Source organism: Natronomonas salinimetallica (assembly GCF_013839515.1).
Classification (GTDB): domain Archaea; phylum Halobacteriota; class Halobacteria; order Halobacteriales; family Haloarculaceae; genus Natronomonas.
This window is the reverse complement of sequence record NZ_JACDNQ010000013.1, coordinates 17,749-34,383: the sequence shown is the minus strand read 5'-3', so window position 1 is coordinate 34,383 and position 16,635 is coordinate 17,749. Positions and strand designations below refer to the sequence as shown.

At 66.1% G+C, this 16,635-nt stretch carries 18 protein-coding genes and 1 tRNA gene; 11 read left to right on the top strand and 8 right to left on the bottom strand.

Going from position 1 to position 16,635, the window contains the following annotated elements; translation table 11 throughout:
- Positions 1-255: TFIIB-type zinc ribbon-containing protein (locus HZR14_RS14225; RefSeq protein ID WP_305080129.1), on the bottom strand; the 255-nt coding region annotated here is incomplete at its 3' end.
- Between the two features lie 174 nt (positions 256-429).
- Here HZR14_RS14225 and HZR14_RS10805 point away from each other — a divergent pair.
- From HZR14_RS10805 to gatA, 3 genes are read left to right on the top strand one after another with little or no spacing between them, the layout of a single operon-like run.
- Entirely contained in the window at positions 430-657 is a 228-nt protein-coding gene (locus HZR14_RS10805; RefSeq protein WP_220132539.1) for a helix-turn-helix domain-containing protein, read from the top strand.
- Between the two features lie 45 nt (positions 658-702).
- Positions 703-972, top strand: a complete 270-nt coding sequence (gene gatC / locus HZR14_RS10800; protein ID WP_181692879.1) for an Asp-tRNA(Asn)/Glu-tRNA(Gln) amidotransferase subunit GatC — start codon at positions 703-705, stop codon at positions 970-972.
- Positions 969-2,249 carry an Asp-tRNA(Asn)/Glu-tRNA(Gln) amidotransferase subunit GatA gene (gatA, locus tag HZR14_RS10795; RefSeq protein ID WP_181692878.1) on the top strand — a complete coding sequence of 427 codons (1,281 nt, stop codon included), beginning with the start codon at positions 969-971 and terminating at the stop codon, positions 2,247-2,249. Before gatC ends, gatA begins: the two co-directional genes overlap by 4 nt.
- Positions 2,250-2,261: 12 nt before the next feature.
- Here gatA and HZR14_RS10790 read toward each other — a convergent pair whose 3' ends face one another.
- Entirely contained in the window at positions 2,262-3,047 is a 786-nt protein-coding gene (locus HZR14_RS10790) for a CPBP family intramembrane glutamic endopeptidase (protein ID WP_181692877.1), read from the bottom strand.
- Positions 3,048-3,213: 166 nt separating this feature from the next.
- Here HZR14_RS10790 and HZR14_RS10785 point away from each other — a divergent pair, with 166 nt between their 5' ends.
- Together HZR14_RS10785 and HZR14_RS10780 are read left to right on the top strand one after the other, a co-directional pair.
- The gene (locus HZR14_RS10785) at positions 3,214-3,972 is read left to right on the top strand and encodes a GTP cyclohydrolase III (RefSeq protein WP_181692876.1); all 759 of its coding nucleotides are present in this window, start codon (positions 3,214-3,216) and stop codon (positions 3,970-3,972) included.
- A 136-nt stretch (positions 3,973-4,108) separates the two neighbouring features.
- Positions 4,109-5,509, top strand: coding sequence for an ABC transporter substrate-binding protein (locus HZR14_RS10780; protein WP_181692875.1), 1,401 nt, complete (start codon positions 4,109-4,111; stop codon positions 5,507-5,509).
- A gap of 144 nt (positions 5,510-5,653) precedes the next feature.
- Here HZR14_RS10780 and HZR14_RS10775 read toward each other — a convergent pair whose 3' ends face one another.
- The 4 genes from HZR14_RS10775 to HZR14_RS10760 are packed head-to-tail and all read right to left on the bottom strand — an operon-like array spanning position 5,654 to position 9,822.
- Positions 5,654-6,544, bottom strand: a complete 891-nt coding sequence (locus tag HZR14_RS10775; protein WP_220132537.1) for an ABC transporter ATP-binding protein — start codon at positions 6,542-6,544, stop codon at positions 5,654-5,656.
- A complete protein-coding gene (locus HZR14_RS10770; RefSeq protein ID WP_181692874.1) occupies positions 6,541-7,401 on the bottom strand; it encodes an ABC transporter ATP-binding protein in 861 nt (286 codons plus the stop codon). The genes HZR14_RS10775 and HZR14_RS10770 overlap by 4 nt, the downstream gene beginning before the upstream one ends.
- Entirely contained in the window at positions 7,394-8,704 is a 1,311-nt protein-coding gene (locus HZR14_RS10765; RefSeq protein WP_181692873.1) for a branched-chain amino acid ABC transporter permease, read from the bottom strand. The genes HZR14_RS10770 and HZR14_RS10765 overlap by 8 nt, the downstream gene beginning before the upstream one ends.
- Positions 8,701-9,822: a branched-chain amino acid ABC transporter permease gene (locus tag HZR14_RS10760; RefSeq protein WP_181692872.1), complete on the bottom strand. Its 1,122-nt coding sequence runs from the start codon at positions 9,820-9,822 to the stop codon at positions 8,701-8,703. Before HZR14_RS10760 ends, HZR14_RS10765 begins: the two co-directional genes overlap by 4 nt.
- Before the next feature lie 169 nt (positions 9,823-9,991).
- On the opposite strand from HZR14_RS10760, the gene HZR14_RS10755 reads away from it, so the two are divergent.
- From HZR14_RS10755 to HZR14_RS10745, 3 genes are all read left to right on the top strand, one after another.
- Positions 9,992-11,179 (top strand): phosphoglycerate kinase, encoded by a 1,188-nt coding sequence (locus HZR14_RS10755; protein ID WP_181692871.1) that lies wholly within the window; start codon positions 9,992-9,994, stop codon positions 11,177-11,179.
- 38 nt (positions 11,180-11,217) lie between these two features.
- Entirely contained in the window at positions 11,218-11,700 is a 483-nt protein-coding gene (locus HZR14_RS10750) for a GNAT family N-acetyltransferase (protein ID WP_181692932.1), read from the top strand.
- A gap of 13 nt (positions 11,701-11,713) precedes the next feature.
- Positions 11,714-11,787, top strand: a tRNA-Thr gene (locus HZR14_RS10745).
- Between the two features lie 70 nt (positions 11,788-11,857).
- Here the strand turns inward: HZR14_RS10745 and HZR14_RS10740 are convergent.
- Entirely contained in the window at positions 11,858-12,244 is a 387-nt protein-coding gene (locus tag HZR14_RS10740) for a DoxX family protein (protein ID WP_181692870.1), read from the bottom strand.
- Positions 12,245-12,350: 106 nt separating this feature from the next.
- Positions 12,351-12,581, bottom strand: a complete 231-nt coding sequence (locus tag HZR14_RS10735) for a DUF8106 domain-containing protein (RefSeq protein ID WP_181692869.1) — start codon at positions 12,579-12,581, stop codon at positions 12,351-12,353.
- Positions 12,582-13,101: 520 nt separating this feature from the next.
- Here HZR14_RS10735 and aceA point away from each other — a divergent pair.
- The 3 genes from aceA to HZR14_RS10720 all read left to right on the top strand — a co-directional run bounded on the left by aceA (position 13,102) and on the right by HZR14_RS10720 (position 16,629).
- A complete protein-coding gene (gene aceA, locus HZR14_RS10730; RefSeq protein ID WP_220132536.1) occupies positions 13,102-14,169 on the top strand; it encodes an isocitrate lyase in 1,068 nt (355 codons plus the stop codon).
- Positions 14,170-14,471: 302 nt separating this feature from the next.
- Complete coding sequence (gene aceB, locus HZR14_RS10725) at positions 14,472-15,782, top strand: malate synthase AceB (protein WP_181692868.1); 1,311 nt, start codon at positions 14,472-14,474, stop codon at positions 15,780-15,782.
- Between the two features lie 202 nt (positions 15,783-15,984).
- Positions 15,985-16,629: a non-canonical purine NTP pyrophosphatase gene (locus tag HZR14_RS10720; protein ID WP_181692867.1), complete on the top strand. Its 645-nt coding sequence runs from the start codon at positions 15,985-15,987 to the stop codon at positions 16,627-16,629.
- The last annotated feature ends 6 nt before the right edge of the window (positions 16,630-16,635 follow it).

Sequence of the window (16,635 nt, the reverse complement as noted above, 5' to 3'; positions counted from 1 at the left end):
GGGGGCCCCGACGCGGGACTTTTGGTCCTTTTCGGCGCTGTCGAAGGCGCGCCACTCGGGACCGCGGTCGATCTCGTCTTCCTCGACGACGAGGCCGCACTCGGTACAGACCGTCTCGCCGTGCTCCGAATCGGCCGTGAGTCGCCCACCACACTCCGGACAGGTCAACTCGCTTTCGCCTCGGCGTTCGCTCTCGCCCGCCTCGGATTCGTCCTCTCGTTCCGTTCGTCGCCGTCTGACTGTGGAGTCGGTCATTATCGTTGAGTTTGGGTTCCGAAAAGTCGTTTTCGACTTATCTATTGTTTTTCTCGTGACTTAAAAATTGTGGCTTCCCAGGCGACAATTTGTCGGCGCGTGTCCGCCCCGCCGTGCCGGCTCCGTGAGCGCAAGCCTGATAGCGGTGGCCGGTCAGAAACGAACGAGAGAAACATGGAACAGGGCCTCGAACGGAACGTCTTGGAGGTGCTCGCCGCGGACGATACACAGTCCGTCTCCGGCATCGCCGACGCGCTCGATCGACACCCGGTCACGGTCGATCGCCAGTGTTATAATCTCCAGGCGGACGGCTACATCGCCATCGCCTCCAGCGGCGGGGCCTACCGTCTCACCGAGAAGGGACGCGAACGGCTCGACCGCGATGGCTCCGACGAGGCATGAGCTCCGTCCGAAACCCTTAGTGACGACCCCCCCCGACCTACGGTCATGACTGTCGACGACGACGAGGTCCGCCACGTCGCACAACTGGCACGCATCGACCTCGACGAGGAGGAGGTCGACCGGTTCACAGAGCAGTTCGGCGACATCCTCGGATACTTCCAGGCGCTCGACGACGTTCCGGCGGTCGAGCCCGACCCCGATCTGGCGAACGTGATGCGCGCCGACGAGGTCGACGAGGGACTGACACAAAGGGAAGCGCTCCGGAACGCCCCCGAGACCGAGGACGGCTATTTCAAGGGGCCGACGGTCTCATGAGTCATAACGCGTTCATTACCGAAGAACGGATCGAGGGCGACGCCGACGGGGCTCTCGCCGGCCGGACCGTCGCGGTCAAGGACAACATCTCGACTGCGGGCCTCCGGACCACGTGTGGATCGACGACCCTCGAGGAGTACGTCCCGCCGTACGACGCGACCGTCGTCGAGCGTCTGAAAGCCGCCGGCGCGACGATCGTCGGCAAGACGAACATGGACGAGTTCGGCATGGGAACGACGACGGAGACCTCGGCGTTCGGCCCGGTCGAGAACCCCGCGGCCGAGGGCCGCGTCCCCGGCGGCTCCTCGGGTGGGTCGGCCGCAGCCGTCGCGGCCGGCGAGGCCGACCTCGCGTTGGGGTCGGACACGGGCGGCTCCGTGCGGTGCCCGGCCGCCTTCTGCGGCGTCGTCGGCATCAAACCGACCTACGGACTCGTCTCCCGGTACGGACTCGTCGCCTACGCGAACTCCCTCGAACAGATCGGACCGCTGGCCCCCACCGTCGAGGAGGCGGCCGAACTGCTGGAGGTCCTCGCCGGGTCGGATCCGAACGATGCCACGACGCGGGAGCCGCCGGCCGACGCGGAGACCGATTACGCGGCCGCCGCCGACGGCGACGTCTCCGGGCTCACGATCGGCGTCCCGACGGAGCTACTCGAAGGGGCCGACGATGGCGTCCGGGCGATCTTCGAGGACGCCCTCGCGGAACTCGAAATGAAGGGTGCGACAACGACGGCGGTGTCGTTGCCCTCCGTCGAGGCCGCGGTACAGGCGTACTACGTCATCGCGATGTCGGAGGCTTCCTCGAACCTCGCACGCTTCGACGGCGTGCGGTACGGGCGTTCGGGCGAGGGCGAGGACGACGGAAACTGGAACGAGTCATTCGCGGCCGCCCGCGACGTCGGCTTCGGCGAGGAAGTCAAGCGCCGCGTCCTGCTCGGCACCTACGCCCTCTCGGCGGGCTATCACGACAAGTATTACAAGAAGGCCCAGGACGCCCGTGCGTGGGTCAAACAGGACTTCGACTCGGCGTTCGAGTCCGTCGACGTCCTCGCCTCGCCGACGATGCCCGTCCCGCCGTTCGAGCGCGGCGAGAGCCTCGACGACCCTCTGCAGATGTATCTCGCCGACGCGAACACCGTCCCGATCAACCTGGCGAACCTCCCGGCGATCTCCGTTCCCGCGGGCGAGACTGACGAAGGTCCGGTCGGCCTCCAGTTGGTCGGTCCCGCCTTCGGCGAGGCGACGATCATTCGGGCCGGATCGGCGCTCTCGTAGCCCGGTCGCCGTCTACAGTATCGCCGCTTCGATCACCATCGCCATCGCGTCCGGGTCGCCGAAGCGGACGCCGACGTATCCGAGCGCCGCCTGCGTCGCGTTGAAGAGGCCGTGCATGAGCGCGACCACGACGAGGTTCCCCGTGTACTCATACGAGAGCGCCAACACGAAGCCGACGAAAAAGAGCACGGAGACCCCGAGCACTCCGGCACCGACGCTGCCGAACCCCGCGATGTGAATGACGGCAAACAGCGCCGTCGCGAGCGTGACCCCCGCGCCGACGCCGAACGTCTCCCGGAGCCGGGTCTGGATGATCCCCCGGAACAGCAACTCCTCGGTCGGGCCGATGACGAGAAGCGAGAGCACGCCCAACATGAGAAAGATGAGCGGGTCCTGTTGGGCGATCTCCATGATCGCCTGTGATTCGCGCTCGATGCCGAACCGTTGGCCGATCACGAAACTGGCGATCGAGCCGACGAGCCAGAGGACGAGCATCGAGACGAAGCCGACGCCGAGGACGATCCACCCCTCCAACGTGGGTATGCGGACGCCGATGTCGGCCAGGGACATCCCACGATACCGGAGGTACAGAAGCGAAACGCCGGTGAAAAAGACCAACTGGAGGGTGACGACCGAGAGGACGAACCCCTGTCTGGGGGTGAGTTCGACGCCAAGCGCGCCCAGTGCGGAGACGACGCCGAGGGCCGCGACGTTGCCGCCGCCGTAGGCGAGGGATGCGAGTCCGAGCGCCACGCCGACCGCGAGGAGAGGATCGAGAATCCGCGAGCGAGTGGACATACCCGCCCTAGGTCCGGCGGCCTCAAATACCCTGTCGACCGCGGACGGCCGGCGCCGCCGGGGAAGCACAGCGGTCGTCTACCCCCACCTCCGGTAGCCGTTTCCGACACCGGCGTCACCGTCGCCGATGACAAGGCAAATATCGGCCGGGCGCGAACGGCTACGCGTGACACACGCGCAGGTAACGCTCATTCAGATCGACAACTACGGGCCGTGGACGGTCACCCCCGAGCCGCGCCGGGAAGTCGATCTGCAGACGCTCCAGTCGCGGTTGTACGCCGACCTCTCACAGCTTTTCGGAAACCGGGAGGGCTACGTCTTTTTCACTCGGTTCGATAATATGGTCGCCGTCACGAACGGCCTCGATGCGGACGCCCATGCGCTGATACAGGAGTCGGTGGGCAACCGGTATCCGGTCACGGTGAGTCTGAGCGTCGCGGCCGACCCCTCGCCCGCCGCGGCGCTCGGGGTCGCGACCGACCAACTCCAGGACGCCGGCAGCGCACAGGACGGCAACCGAACGGAGATCCTTCGGGGTGATCCCATCGCCGAAGAGGCCAGAACCGACGACGACGTCCGGATCGCCCACTTCGACGTCAACGACGCGACCGGCAAGTACACCGACCAGCTCAACGAGTTCGACTCGTTCATCAACATCGAACAGGGGTACGCCGAACTGATGCGATACATGCGGAAGGCCCACGACTCGCTGTCGTTTTTCGTCGGTGGTGACAACATCATCGCGGTCTGTGACGACGTCGACGAGACCGGCTACGTCGACGCGATCGAACACGTCCACGAGTCCGTCGGAGTCGATCTGAAAGTCGGCGTCGGGACCGCGCAGACGGCTCAGGCCGCCGGGATGGCCGCCAAACACGCCCTCGAAACCTGTCGGGAGGAACACACCGGCGTCGAGTTCGCCTGACGGACCCGGGTTTTTATACTCCGGCTCGGTGTGTCGACGCTGCCGTATCACGCGTAAACCGGCGGAAACGAGCGCTGATCGATTCGCCGCATGTGTGGATACATTTATGATCACCGATACGCTAACAACCGGCAGCATGGTACGAACCATTCAGCGTCGTGACGTATTGAAGGGTGCCGGAGCGGCGGGAATCACCGCACTCGCTGGGTGCTCGACGGAGGAAGCCAACGGCAACGGTGGCAACGGCAACGGTGGCAACGGCAACGGCAACGGCGGCAACGGCAACGGCAACGGTACCGGTGGCAACGACGACGGAAGCGACGACGGCGGCTCCGATACGCCGGACGCGGTGATGGTCGTCGGGTTCCCCGAATCGGGGATCCAGCTGTTTCGCGATTTCTACTCCGAGTTCGCCGCCGACGTCCCGGATCTCGATATCGTCGTTCCGGACGGGCTCATCGACGCCGACCTGCCGGGGGAGGTAGACAACGACATGGACAACGTCATCGGGACCGCCCCCGCCGCCGGCGGCCCCGGCGCGGACTTCTTCGACTCCGAATATCAGGCCGCCTACGGCAGCGAACCCGGCGTCTTCACCGCCCAGGCGTACGACGCGATGGCCATCAACGTCCTCGCGGCCACGGCCGCCGGCGAGAACGACGGGAGCGCGCTCCGCGATCGGGTCCGGACCGTTTCGAACCCGGACGGGGAGGAGTTCGGCCCCGAGACCCTCGTCGACGCCGTCGAGGCGGTCGCGGCAGGCGACCGGATCGACTACGTCGGTGCCTCCTCGAGCGTCAACTTCGACGTCAACGGCGACGTGGCCACCGCCGCCTACGACGTCATCGACTTCGACGGCGGCGAGTTGGTTACGGAGGACAACCTCGAGTTCGGCGACGGGCTGAGCGAGGAGGACCGAAACGCGACGGCCGCCGACCCCGTCGGCGTCGACAGCTTCGAGGCGATGGTCGGCGTTCTGATGCCCGAGACGGGTGACCTCGGCCCCCTCGGCGTGCCGATCCGGGACGGCGCGCTCTTGGCGGCCCAACAGATCAACGACGCCGGCATCGGCATCACCGTCGATACGGCCGTCGAGGACACCCAGACGGACCCCCAGGCCGGCATCTCCGGGGCGAGGTCGCTCGTCAACGCGGGCTACCCGGCCGTCGTCGGCCCGGCCTCCTCGAACGTCAACCTCCAGGTGGCCGAACAGGTACTCATCCCGAACGCGGTCGTCGGCATCTCGCCGTCATCGACCGACCCCAACGTGACCGACCTGGAGGACAACGGCTACGTCTTCCGGACGGCCCCGTCGGACTTCCTGCAGGGTCCCGCCATGGCGGACCTCGCCCGGAGTGACCTCGTCGGCGCGGAGACGTCCGGGACCCTGTATCTCAACGACGCCTACGGGCAGTCCCTCGAGGAGCAGTACGTCGCCGGCTTCGAGGACCGCGATGGCGAGATCCTCGAACGCATCTCCTTCGAACCCGGACAGCCGTCGTACTCCAGCCAGTGGTCGGAAGTCCTCGGACAGTGACCCAAGAGCCTACCGGCCAGCGGCCTCGGAGTCGATCCTCGGGTTTGCGAGCGAACAGCCGAGACTTGTGAGTGACCTCCCACGTCTTGTGAGTGATCTCCCGAGACTTGCGAGCGAACAGCCGTCCCGCGAGCGGCCGCCCCGTCAGCCGCCGAGGAAGTCCTGTCGGACGTCGTCGTCGCCGAGCAACACGTCCCCCCGATCTGTATAGCGGTTTTCGCCGTCGACGAGGACGTATCCGCGGTCACAGCGGCGAAGCGCCTCCTTCGCGTTCTGTTCGACCATCAGTATCGCGGTCCCCGAGTCGTTGATCCGGTCGATCCGATCGAACATGTCCGAAACGAGATCCGGCGCAAGGCCGGCGGAAGGCTCATCGAGCAAGAGGAGGTCGGGATCGAGCATGAGGGCTCTGCCCATCGCGACCATCTGCTGTTGGCCGCCCGAGAGCGTTCCGGCCTTCTGGCCCTCGCGTTCCCGAAGGATCGGGAAGCGCCCGTAGATCTCTTCGATCCGATCCTCGGGAACGCTATCGAGGATGTACGCGCCCATTTCGAGGTTTTCGCGGACGCTTAGCCCTGGGAAGACGTTGTCCGTCTGGGGGACGAAGCCCACCCCTCGTCTGATGATCTCCTCGGGGGCGTTCCCCTGTATCTCCGCCCCTTCGAACTCGACCGAGCCGTCCATGTACGTCGTCAGGCCGAATACTGTCTTCATCACCGTCGACTTGCCGGCCCCGTTGGGGCCGACGATGGTGACGTACTCGCCGTCGGCGACATCGAGGTCGACGTCGGAGAGGATCTGAAGGTCACCGTAGCCGGCGTCGAGACCGCGGATCCGGAGGATCGCGTCGCCACCGAGTGTGTGGCGTGTGCCGGCGTCGGTGTCGGTGTCGACTCCAGTGGCGTCGGTGTCGGTGTTGGTGCCGGCGTCGGTATCGGTGTCGACTCCAGTGGCGTCGGTGTCGGTGTCGATGCCGGTCGCGTCGGTTCCGGCGTCGTCGCGGTCCGCCCCTCCGGCCCCTCCGTCGGTACTCATACGTCCTCCCCCAGATACGCCTCGATGACCCGATCGTCGTTTCTGATCTCCTCGGCGGTTCCCTCGGCCAACACGCTCCCTTGGTGCATGACGATGATGTGCTCGCAGTTGTTCATGATGACGTCCATGTCGTGCTCGACGAGGAGAAAGGTATAGCCCTCCTCACGCAGCCCGTGGATCCGATCGAGGAGCTTCTCCTCCAGCGTCGGGTTGACCCCGGCGAGGGGCTCATCGAGCAACACCATCTCGGGATCGGTCATGAGCGCGCGTGCCATCTCGAGGAGCTTCCGTTGGCCGCCCGAGAGGTTCTCCGCGTGCTCGGTCGCGAGGTGGTCGATCTCGAAGAACTCCAGGGTCTCCCAGGCGCGCTCGCGGACGTCGAGTTCCTCTCGGACGACCGAGCCCCTGAGTCCGGGTGTCACGGCCCGGATCGCCGACTCGCCGCGCTGGCCCTTCGGGGCCAACATGAGGTTCTCGAGGACGGTCATCTCCTCGAGCTCGCGGGCGATCTGGAACGTCCTGACCAGTCCCTTCCTTGCGATCTGATACGGTTCGAGCCCCGTGATCTCCTCGTCCCTGAAGTAGATACTCCCCGCCGTCGGCTCGTGGACACCGGTGATGCAGTTGAACGTCGTCGACTTGCCGGCCCCGTTCGGGCCGATGAGTCCCGTCAGCGACCCCGCCTCGACCTCGAAGGTGGCTCCGTCGACCGCCGTGACGCCACCGAAACGCTTGACCAGCCCGTCGACGCGGAGCGGGAGGCCGGGCGGCGTCGTCTGGGCGGCTTCCTCGGTCGGCGAGTCCCTCGTCTCGGGGAGCTCTTCGGGGGGTTTCGCCTCCGGGTTCGGGCTACTCATCCGCGTCACCCCCGCTGGGTCGGGAGTCCGCGGAGAGATCGACCGCGGCGGCGGTCTCGATCCGGTGGCCGAGCAGTCCCTCCGGTCGGCGGTGCATGATGAATATCAACACCAGCCCCAAGAACACGAACTGCAACGGGGCGACGTTGTCGGTCGCGTACGCGAGAAACGTCACCGGGTCGAACGAAACGAGGGCGTCGGCGAAAGAGGGCGGTGTCGGCGCGTCGATCGTATCCCGGACGACCGCCCCGAGTCGGCGCGGCCCCTCGAAGAGGACGGCCGCGAAGACGATCCCGCCGACGACTGACCCCGTGTTCGACCCCGAGCCGCCGATGATGACGGCGACGAAGACGTAAAACGTCAAAAGCGGCATGAACTGCGGCGTCGGCGAGACGTTGCCCTGGCTGCCGAACCAGAGGATCCCGGCCAGTCCCATCAACGCACAGCCGATCATGAACACCTTGATTTTGATCACGTCGACGTTCTTACCGAGCGAATCCGCGACGAGGTCGTCCTCACGAATCGCCTTGAGGTTCCGGCCGAACGGCGACCGACCGAGACGTTCGAGGAGCACGTAGAAGCCGATCAAGAACGCGGCGAGGACGAGGACGTAGCCCCAGCCGATGAGGATGTTGTTCGAGATCCCCACGCCGCCGTCACCGAGCGTCCCGAAGATCAGGCTGCCGAGTTCGGTCGGGGTTCCGGCCTGGCCGTCGACGAGGAACAGCCCCCGGACGGGGTTCGGAGGCATCCCCATCCCGCGGCCGCCGCCGGTACCGACGGCGAACGTCTCCCGGAGGAACGTATCGACCGCGCTCGATTGTAGCGTCAGCCGGATGATCTCCGAGAGGCCGAGCGTAACGATCGCCAGATAGTCCGCCCGGAGACGGAGCGCGGGCAGTGCCGCAAACAGGCCGACGAACGCCGCCATCCCCATCCCCGCGACGATCCCGACGGGCAACGGGAGGCCGAGTCCCGGCGGACCGAAGGCGGGATCGGGTGCCCGAACGACGATCCCCATCGTGTAGACGCCGACCGCCATGAAGCCGGCGACGCCGATGTTGAACAGGCCGGTGTAGCCCCAATGGAGGTTGAGTGCGAGCGCCGACAGCGCGTACACCAACCCGAGGAACGTCAGCGTCCGCATCAGGCCGACGACGCTGTTGAGTCCGTCGGCGAACGTCAAAAGCGCCGCGGCGACGTATATCAGCCCGAGAGTGAGGAGGACCACCCCGAGATCGCTTCGCCGTACCGCGTCGAGGACGGCACCCGTCGCGCTGTCCGGGGTCGTATCGTCGGTCATGCGGTCGAAACACCCCCGAAGATACCTTCAGGCCGGAACAACAAGACGAGGATCATCACCGCGAACGCGGCCGCTTCGTTGAAATCCGAGGGGATCCAGATCGTCGATGTCGTGAAAACGATCCCGATGACGAGCCCCCCAGCGATCGCACCGTATACCGAGCCGATGCCACCGAGGATGACCGCGGCAAAGATCAAGAGCAAGAGCAGCCACCCGAAGTCGAACTGGATCGTCCCGCGCAACAGCACGTAGAGGTATCCAGATGCCCCGGCGAGACCGCCGCCGATGAGCCACGTTGCGGTGACGACGCGCTCGGCGGGGATCCCGGTGATGAGCGCGAGGTCTTTGTTGTCGGCCATCGCCCGCATCGCAGTCCCGAGTTTCGTGTGCTGCAACATGAAATGCGTCGCGAACATGAGCGCGATCGCGGCGACCGAGAGCGTCAACTGGTGGGCGTTGACCGACAGCCCGAGTGGTCCGAACGCGACGTTCGAGGCGTCGACGCTGGCTGTGACGCCCCGACGCCCCGAGCCATAGACGAACTGAATGAGGTATCTGACGACCAACGCGACGCCGATCGACGCGATGAGAAGCGAAATGCCGCTCCGGTCGCGCATCGGTTTATAAAACGCGCGGTCGAGCCCCAGGGCCACGAGCGCGGTGACGACGAACGCGACGACGAGACCGACGAGTATCGCGCCGGGCGTCGAAAGAACGTGTGCGCCGATGTCGCCGGGCGTCGCATTGCCCGCCGCGCGGACGGTCAACAGCGCACGGATCGGGATGTCGCTGCCCGCGGCGACGACGAAGGCGACACCCCAGCCGGTGAACGCCCCGAGGCTGACGAGATCACCGTGGGAGAAGTTCGCGAAATTCAGGATGCTGTACGTCATCGAGAGGCCGATCCCGGCCAGGCCGATGACGAGCCCGATCACGACGCCGTTCCAGAGGTTCGACCCGAGTCGCCCCGTCGAGAGCGAGCCGCCGACCGGCCCGAGTTCGATGCCGACGAGTTTCGCGACGAGGTCGACGAGGAGAAGAGCGCCGAACAGCGAAGCGATGACGAGTCCCGGTCGGTCACGGAGCGAACCGGTGACCGTTGGTTCAGTTGTACCCATGTATACACGTCACTTGCTGGTGGTGGGGCACCCGAGGGTAAATAACTCTTTGTTCCGATCTCCGAAAGGACCGGCGTCTCGGCGCTGGTTCCGCCGGGGACGGGACGCCGACCCGAGCGATCGAGTCCGAACGGAAAGGACTTTGCTCGGGCCGTCGGGAGTTCCGGCCATGATACGGATGCTCGACGACCTCGACGCTGACGGGGCTGCCCTCGGGGTCCGCGTTGACATCAACAGCCCGATGAACGGGGAGGGGCTGGCCGACGACGCCAGATTGCGGGCACACGTCGAGACGGTCTCGGAGCTGTGTCGTCGCGGCGCGCGCGTCGCCTTGCTCGCCCACCAGGGGCGCCCCGGCGGCGAGGAGTTCACGGATCTCCGGGCGCACGCCGACCGGCTCGATGAGCTCCTCGACGCCCCGGTCGGGTACTGCGATTCGACGTTTTCCGCCGACGCGCGCGGACGGATCGACGACCTCGATCCGGGCTCGGCGATCGTCCTGGAGAACACCCGATTTTACTCCGAGGAGTACATGTCCTTCGACCCCGGAGCGGCGGCCGAGACGTACCTCGTCGAGCGGCTCGCCCCCGCCCTCGACGCCTACGTCAACGACGCCTTCGCCACGTCGCATCGCCGCCAGCCGTCGATCGTCGGCTTCCCGGAGCTTCTGCCGTCCTACGCCGGCCGCGTGATGGAACGGGAACTCGGCGTCCTCGGTAACATCGCCGACAGCCCCGAACCCCGCGTGTACGTCCTCGGCGGCGCGAAAGTCGACGACTCGATCGACGTGGCGCGGTCGGTACTGGAGCGTGGACTCGCCGACTCGGTGTTGACCGCCGGAATCGTCGGCAACGCCTTTTTGCTCGCCGACGGGGTCTCTTTGGGGGCCGCCTCGGCGGCGGTCGTCAACGAGCGGAGCCACGACGCCGTCAAAAACGCCGGCGACCTGCTGGACGACTTCAGCCACCGGATCTACATGCCCCGCGACGTGGCCGTCGAGGGCGGGGACGAACGCCACGAACTCGACCTCGATGACCTTCCGAGCGACGAGCCGGCGATGGATATCGGGGCCCGGACGGTCGCAGCGTACGCCGAAACCCTCGATAACGCCGGGACGGCGATACTCAACGGCCCCGCGGGTGTCTTCGAGGACGACCGATTCGAGACGGGGACGCTCGAGCTGTATAAATCCGCAACGCGGGCGGACATGAGCATCGTCGGGGGCGGCGATACCGCCTCCGCGCTCCGGAAACTCGACCTCCTCGAAGGGTTCGACCACGTCTCGACGGGCGGGGGGGCAGCCCTGCAGATGCTGACCGGGGACATGCTCGTCGGGGTCGAGGCCCTCGATCGGTAGCCGTGTCGGACGACCATCCCGGTGACGCACCCGACGACGTGACTGTGGCCCCCGCGACGGCTGACGACGTCGACGTGCTCGCCGATCTGTGGGTGTCTCTCGCCGCCGACCAGCGCCGATACGGCTCACGCCTCCGGGCCGAGGCGAACCGTTCGATCATCCGGGAGACGATGCTCCGCCACGTCGTCACCGACACGGTCTTCGTGGCCCGGCGGGCCGGGAGGGCCGTCGGGTTCGTCACGTTCGGGACCGAAACGGGCCGCTACCGACAGGACGTCGACCGCGGCACAGTTCATAACATCTACGTCGACGAACCCGACCGCGGCGTCGGGATCGGTAGCGCGCTCTTGGGCACCGCCGAGAAAGCGCTCGAGTCGAGCGGGGCGGAGGCCGTCGCGCTGCAGGCGATGGCCGACAACGACGCGGCCCGGTCGTTCTACGAACGACACGGCTACGCCCCACATCGGATCGAACTCGAAAAGCCCATCAACGACGACCCCCTCACGTCGGATGACGGCTGAGACAGCCCCCTGTGCCAGGGGAGCTTGGGTGGTTCAAGCACCCGACTTGTAATCGGGAGTTCGTGCGTTCAAATCGCACCCCTGGCTTGTCTTTTTCGGACGGACGCCGGCTTCTATCCGATCGAACGCGGTCGGCGGTCCCGCACGCGGGGACCAGTCACCGGTAGGCGTCCCGGAGGAACACCAACGCCGCGCCGATCATGGCGAGGTTCCCGAAGAACGCGAGCCGTTCGCCGTCCCTGTCGTCGGGATCGGCGTTCCAGAAGTCGTGCATCGTCGCGGTGACGACGCCGAGGAACGTGACTACGGCCCCGGTCGCGAGTCTGGGGAGTCGCCACAGCGCGACGCCGACGCCGGCGACGAGCATCATACCGGAGGCGAAGGGGGCGGCGAGTCCGGGCATCGGAACGCCGGCCGATTCCGCGTACTCGACGGTGTCGTCCATGTCACGGAAGTCCTCCGACGCCTGGAGGGCGAGGCCGAGGCCGAACAGTAGTCGTCCGAGTCGTGACGGCGATTCGGAACCGTCGTTTCCATCTGGCATACGGACGGCTATGCGTGGTACTCGCATAGTAGTGTCGCCCTTCGAGGTATGGTCGTATCGCCTATCGCGCTTCGACGGCGCGGCGGGCGTCGGGCCAAACTCGGTGTCAGTCGGCGTCGTCGAACCGGAGCGTTCCACCGCTCTGCGTGGTCAGATCCGGTCCGTTTCGGCGGGAGTCGATCGTCGCCCCACACTCGGGACACTCGTAATCGAGGTGGTCCATGTGGACGTCGATGAGCCAGTCCCCGTTGATTCGGCTTGCATGATCACAGTCGGTACAGTACAGCGTCGCTTCGTGGGGCGGCTGCCGCTCAGCAATCCCCTTGGAGGAAACCATTTCGTTAGATACGCCCTGCTGTGGGATAAGGACGTGGGTTTTGCTCCGGGACCGCCGCGGTGCGGGGCCGGTCGGACCGGAGCAGACGGGGACGTACACTGCCGGTTATACCGATGGGGACGTACACTGCCGGTTATACCGATGGGGACGTACACTGCCGGTTATACCGATGGGGACGTACACTGCCGGTTATACCGATGGGGACGCATGCGGCCGGCGACCCCGCTCGTCCGATATTCACGCGTCAGTGCCGCGATATCGTCACGGACGTCCCGCCGGCCGTACCACGTCCGACCACGGTAGACACTCTCACTCGATTATATACTCTTAAGAATAAGGACTGTTTATGCGATATTAACATTATAATTCATAACAGTTTTGTACCCGTCGGTGTTCCGATCAGATGCACACGATGAGTGACGGAGGACCCGACGGTCGGACGGGGTGTGACGACCCGAACGCCGGCGTCGACAGACCGGCCGACCCCGGGGACTTCCACTCATAGGAACACACGATATCTATGGCACACGACAACGACGGAACGGACGAGGTTGCAAGCCGCGTTCAGAATACCGAGTCGATCGTTCGAGACGTTGACAACCCTGCCGCCCGCGAGCTTCGCGAGAAGTTCGACAAGCAGGACTTCACGTTCGCGCCCGGACTCTACCACGCGCTCGACGCCCGCCTCGCCGAGATGGCGGGCCTCGACGCCGCGTACATGTCGGGATACTCGACCGTCCTCGGCCAGTTCGGATTCCCGGATCTCGAGATGGTCACCATGACCGAGATGGTCGAGAACGCAAAGCGGATCGTCGAGGCGACGAACCTGCCGGTCGTCGCGGACTGTGACACCGGCTACGGCGGCGTCCACAACGTCCGCCGCGCCGTCCGCGAGTACGAAAAGGCCGGCGTCGCCGCGGTCCACATCGAGGACCAGACGACGCCGAAACGCTGCGGACACATCGCCGGCAAGCAGATCATTCCGCGCGACGAGGCCGAAGCGCGGTTCTCCGCGGCCGTCGACGCCAAACAGTCCGAGGACACCATCGTCATCGCCCGGACGGACGCCTACGGCTCCGCCAACGGCGACTGGGAGGAGCACCTCGAACGTGGCCGCATCTACGCCGACGCCGGCGTCGATCTGGTCTGGCCCGAGATGCCCGACCCCTCGCGTGAGGACGCCGTCAACTACGCCGAGACGATCCACGAGACCCACCCCGATCTGGATCTCGCCTTCAACTACTCGAGCTCCTTCGCGTGGTCCGAAGAGACGGATCCGCTGACGTTCCAGGAGCTCGGCGATCTCGGCTACCAGTACATTTTCATCACGCTCTACGCTCTGCACTCCGGCGCACACGCGGTCTACGAGGACATGTCGAACATCGCCGAGAACGACGAAGAAGCACAGTGGGACCTCGAGGACCGCTATCTGGGCCACGAGACCGAGAGCCACCACGAGCTCTCGTTCGTCTCGCGCTTCCAGGACATCGAGGCCCAGTTCGACCCCGAGGCGAAAGCCCGGATGGAGCAGTCCGCGGGCTTCACCGAGGAAGAGAGCGACCCGGTGACCTCGGGCGACGACGACTGATCGGACCGCGGTCGTCGACGCGGCCGGCTTCGGGATCCCCGACGTCGGAAAACGGTCGGGTATCACTGCCGGACGGGTACGGGGGTGTGGGATGACCCACACCGGGGGAGGAGCGTGAACCCACGGCCGATCCGTTTCCCGACCGCGGATCCCCGGTGACGACTGCACTTTTTTGCGGCCGTGACGATTTCTCCGGCGAGCGGTGGGGACGACGCCTCCCGGTTGGAGGGGTCGGACGCCGCCCCGACGAGTCGATTCGGCCACCTTTAAGAAGCCTCCAATCGTCGATTCGAGTGACTCATATGACGGAAATCGATAAGCGTACCCACGAGCGGAAGTTCGTTCGGACGTTCTTTACGACCCCGACAGCGGTCGAGGGCGAGGACGATTCGGCGAAGATGCTGGAAGGCGCTGCCGGACTCAGCGGGATGGAGGCCCCCGACGTCTGGGTGCCGGACAACGAGGACGCCACCGCGCCGAACATGCGCGATGAGGGTGCCCAGAACATCATCGACGTCGTCTCCGAGTACGGTGCGGACTACCCCGGCGAGATCCACCCACGCGTCGTCTGGCACCGGAACAGCCCCCAGACGCGGTATCAGGGCTTCCAGCGAATGCTCGAGATCGCCGACCCCGACAACGGCGCGATCGAGCACATCGACGGGTTCGTCATCCCCGAGGTCGGCGACATCGACGACTGGAAGAAGGCCGACGAGTTCCTGACGATCATCGAGAACGAGTACGGCTTCGAGGAGGGCTCGATCAAGATGTCCGTCATCATCGAGAGCGGCCAGTCCGAACTCGGCATGGAGAAGCTCCGTGAGGAGATGGGCAAGCCGACGAACAACCTCCAGCGGCTGTTCATGCTCGTGATCGGCGAGGTCGACTACACGAAGGACGCCCGCGCCATCACGCCGACCGGCGGGCTGCCCGCCTGGCCGGAGCTGCGCCACAACACCTCCCGCGCCGCGAGCGCGGCGGGGCTCATCTCCGTCGACGGCCCTTACGACGACATCCGCGACGTCGAGGGCTACCGCGAGCGGATGACCGACAACCAGGCCAAGGGGATGCTCGGCATCTGGTCTCTCACCCCCGGTCAGGTCGTCGAGGCCAACAAGTCCGCGCTCCCGCCGGCGGAGGGCTACTGGCTCCTCGACGCCGACGGCCGCGAGGTCGAACTTGAAAGCGTCGACGGCGTCGAAGTGTACGACGGCACCCGCGTCTCCCTGGAGGAGACCGACGACGGCTACGTCCTCTCGGTCGGCAACGACGACGTCGAACTCGACGAGGAGGAACTGCAGGAGGAGCTGCTCGACCTCCTCGATTACGTCCCGAGCATGGACGACATCGTCGACTCCATGGAGGAGTTCGAGGCCGCAAAGGAAGCCGGCAAGGGCGCGATCGCGATGACCCAGGCCGCGACCGTCGAGATCGACGGCGTTCAAGTCGACGTTAGCAGCGACCGGATGTGGGACGAGGCGACCTACCAGGCGCTTCAGACGCCCATCACGCTGTTCCAGGACGTCTACGAGAACCGCCCCGACCAACACGAGGGCCTCGCGGAGCTCTACAGCGAGGACGTCGTCGAGCGCGCGATGGAAGTCGGGAACTGACCTGGGAAGTCGGGAACTGACCTGGGAAGTCGGGAACTGACCTGGGAAGTCGGGAACTGACCTGGGAAGTCGGGAACTGACCCGAAACTGCCCACGGCGGTCCGTGCGGGACGCTGCGCTTCGATTTTTCCGTTTCTCTCCGCTAGAGCCCCGACCGACTACGGACCGGTGGTGCTTTTCGGGACGGTCCTCAAGGCGTGGTATGCTCAGATACGTGACGACGAACGACGGGAAGGTCCGGGAGGCGGAAGCCTACCTCGGCGACGACGTCGCCGCCGTCGACTACGACTACACGGAGATACAGGCCGACTCCCTCGAGTCGGTCGCCGCCCACGGCGCGCGGGAGGCCTACGAACACGTCGGCGGCCCGGTCATCGTCGACGACGCCGGACTGTATCTGGAGGGGTTCGACGGCTTCCCCGGCCCCTATTCGGCGTACGTCGAGGATACCCTCGGCGTCGAGCGGGTCGGCCGACTCGCCAGAGCGGAGGACGAACGGCGGGCGGCGTTCCGGTGTGTGATCGCCTACTGCGACGGCGACCCGTTCGAGGCATCGCCGGAGCCGGTCGACCTCGACGACCGCCGCGGCCGGGACCTCGACGCCGACGACCGGGCGACGGCGACCACCGACGACACCGTCGCCGGGAGCGACCTGCCGGTGAAGCTCTTTGCGGGATCGGTTCCCGGCCGGATCGTCGAACCCCGCGGCGAGGGCGGCTTCGGCTACGATCCGATCTTCGAACACGCCGGGACGACGTTCGCCGAGATGAGTTCGGAGGAAAAAAACGCCGTCTCACACCGCGGGCGGGCGCTCGGGACGTTCGCCGAGTGGTTCGCGGGACGGTAGCGGACG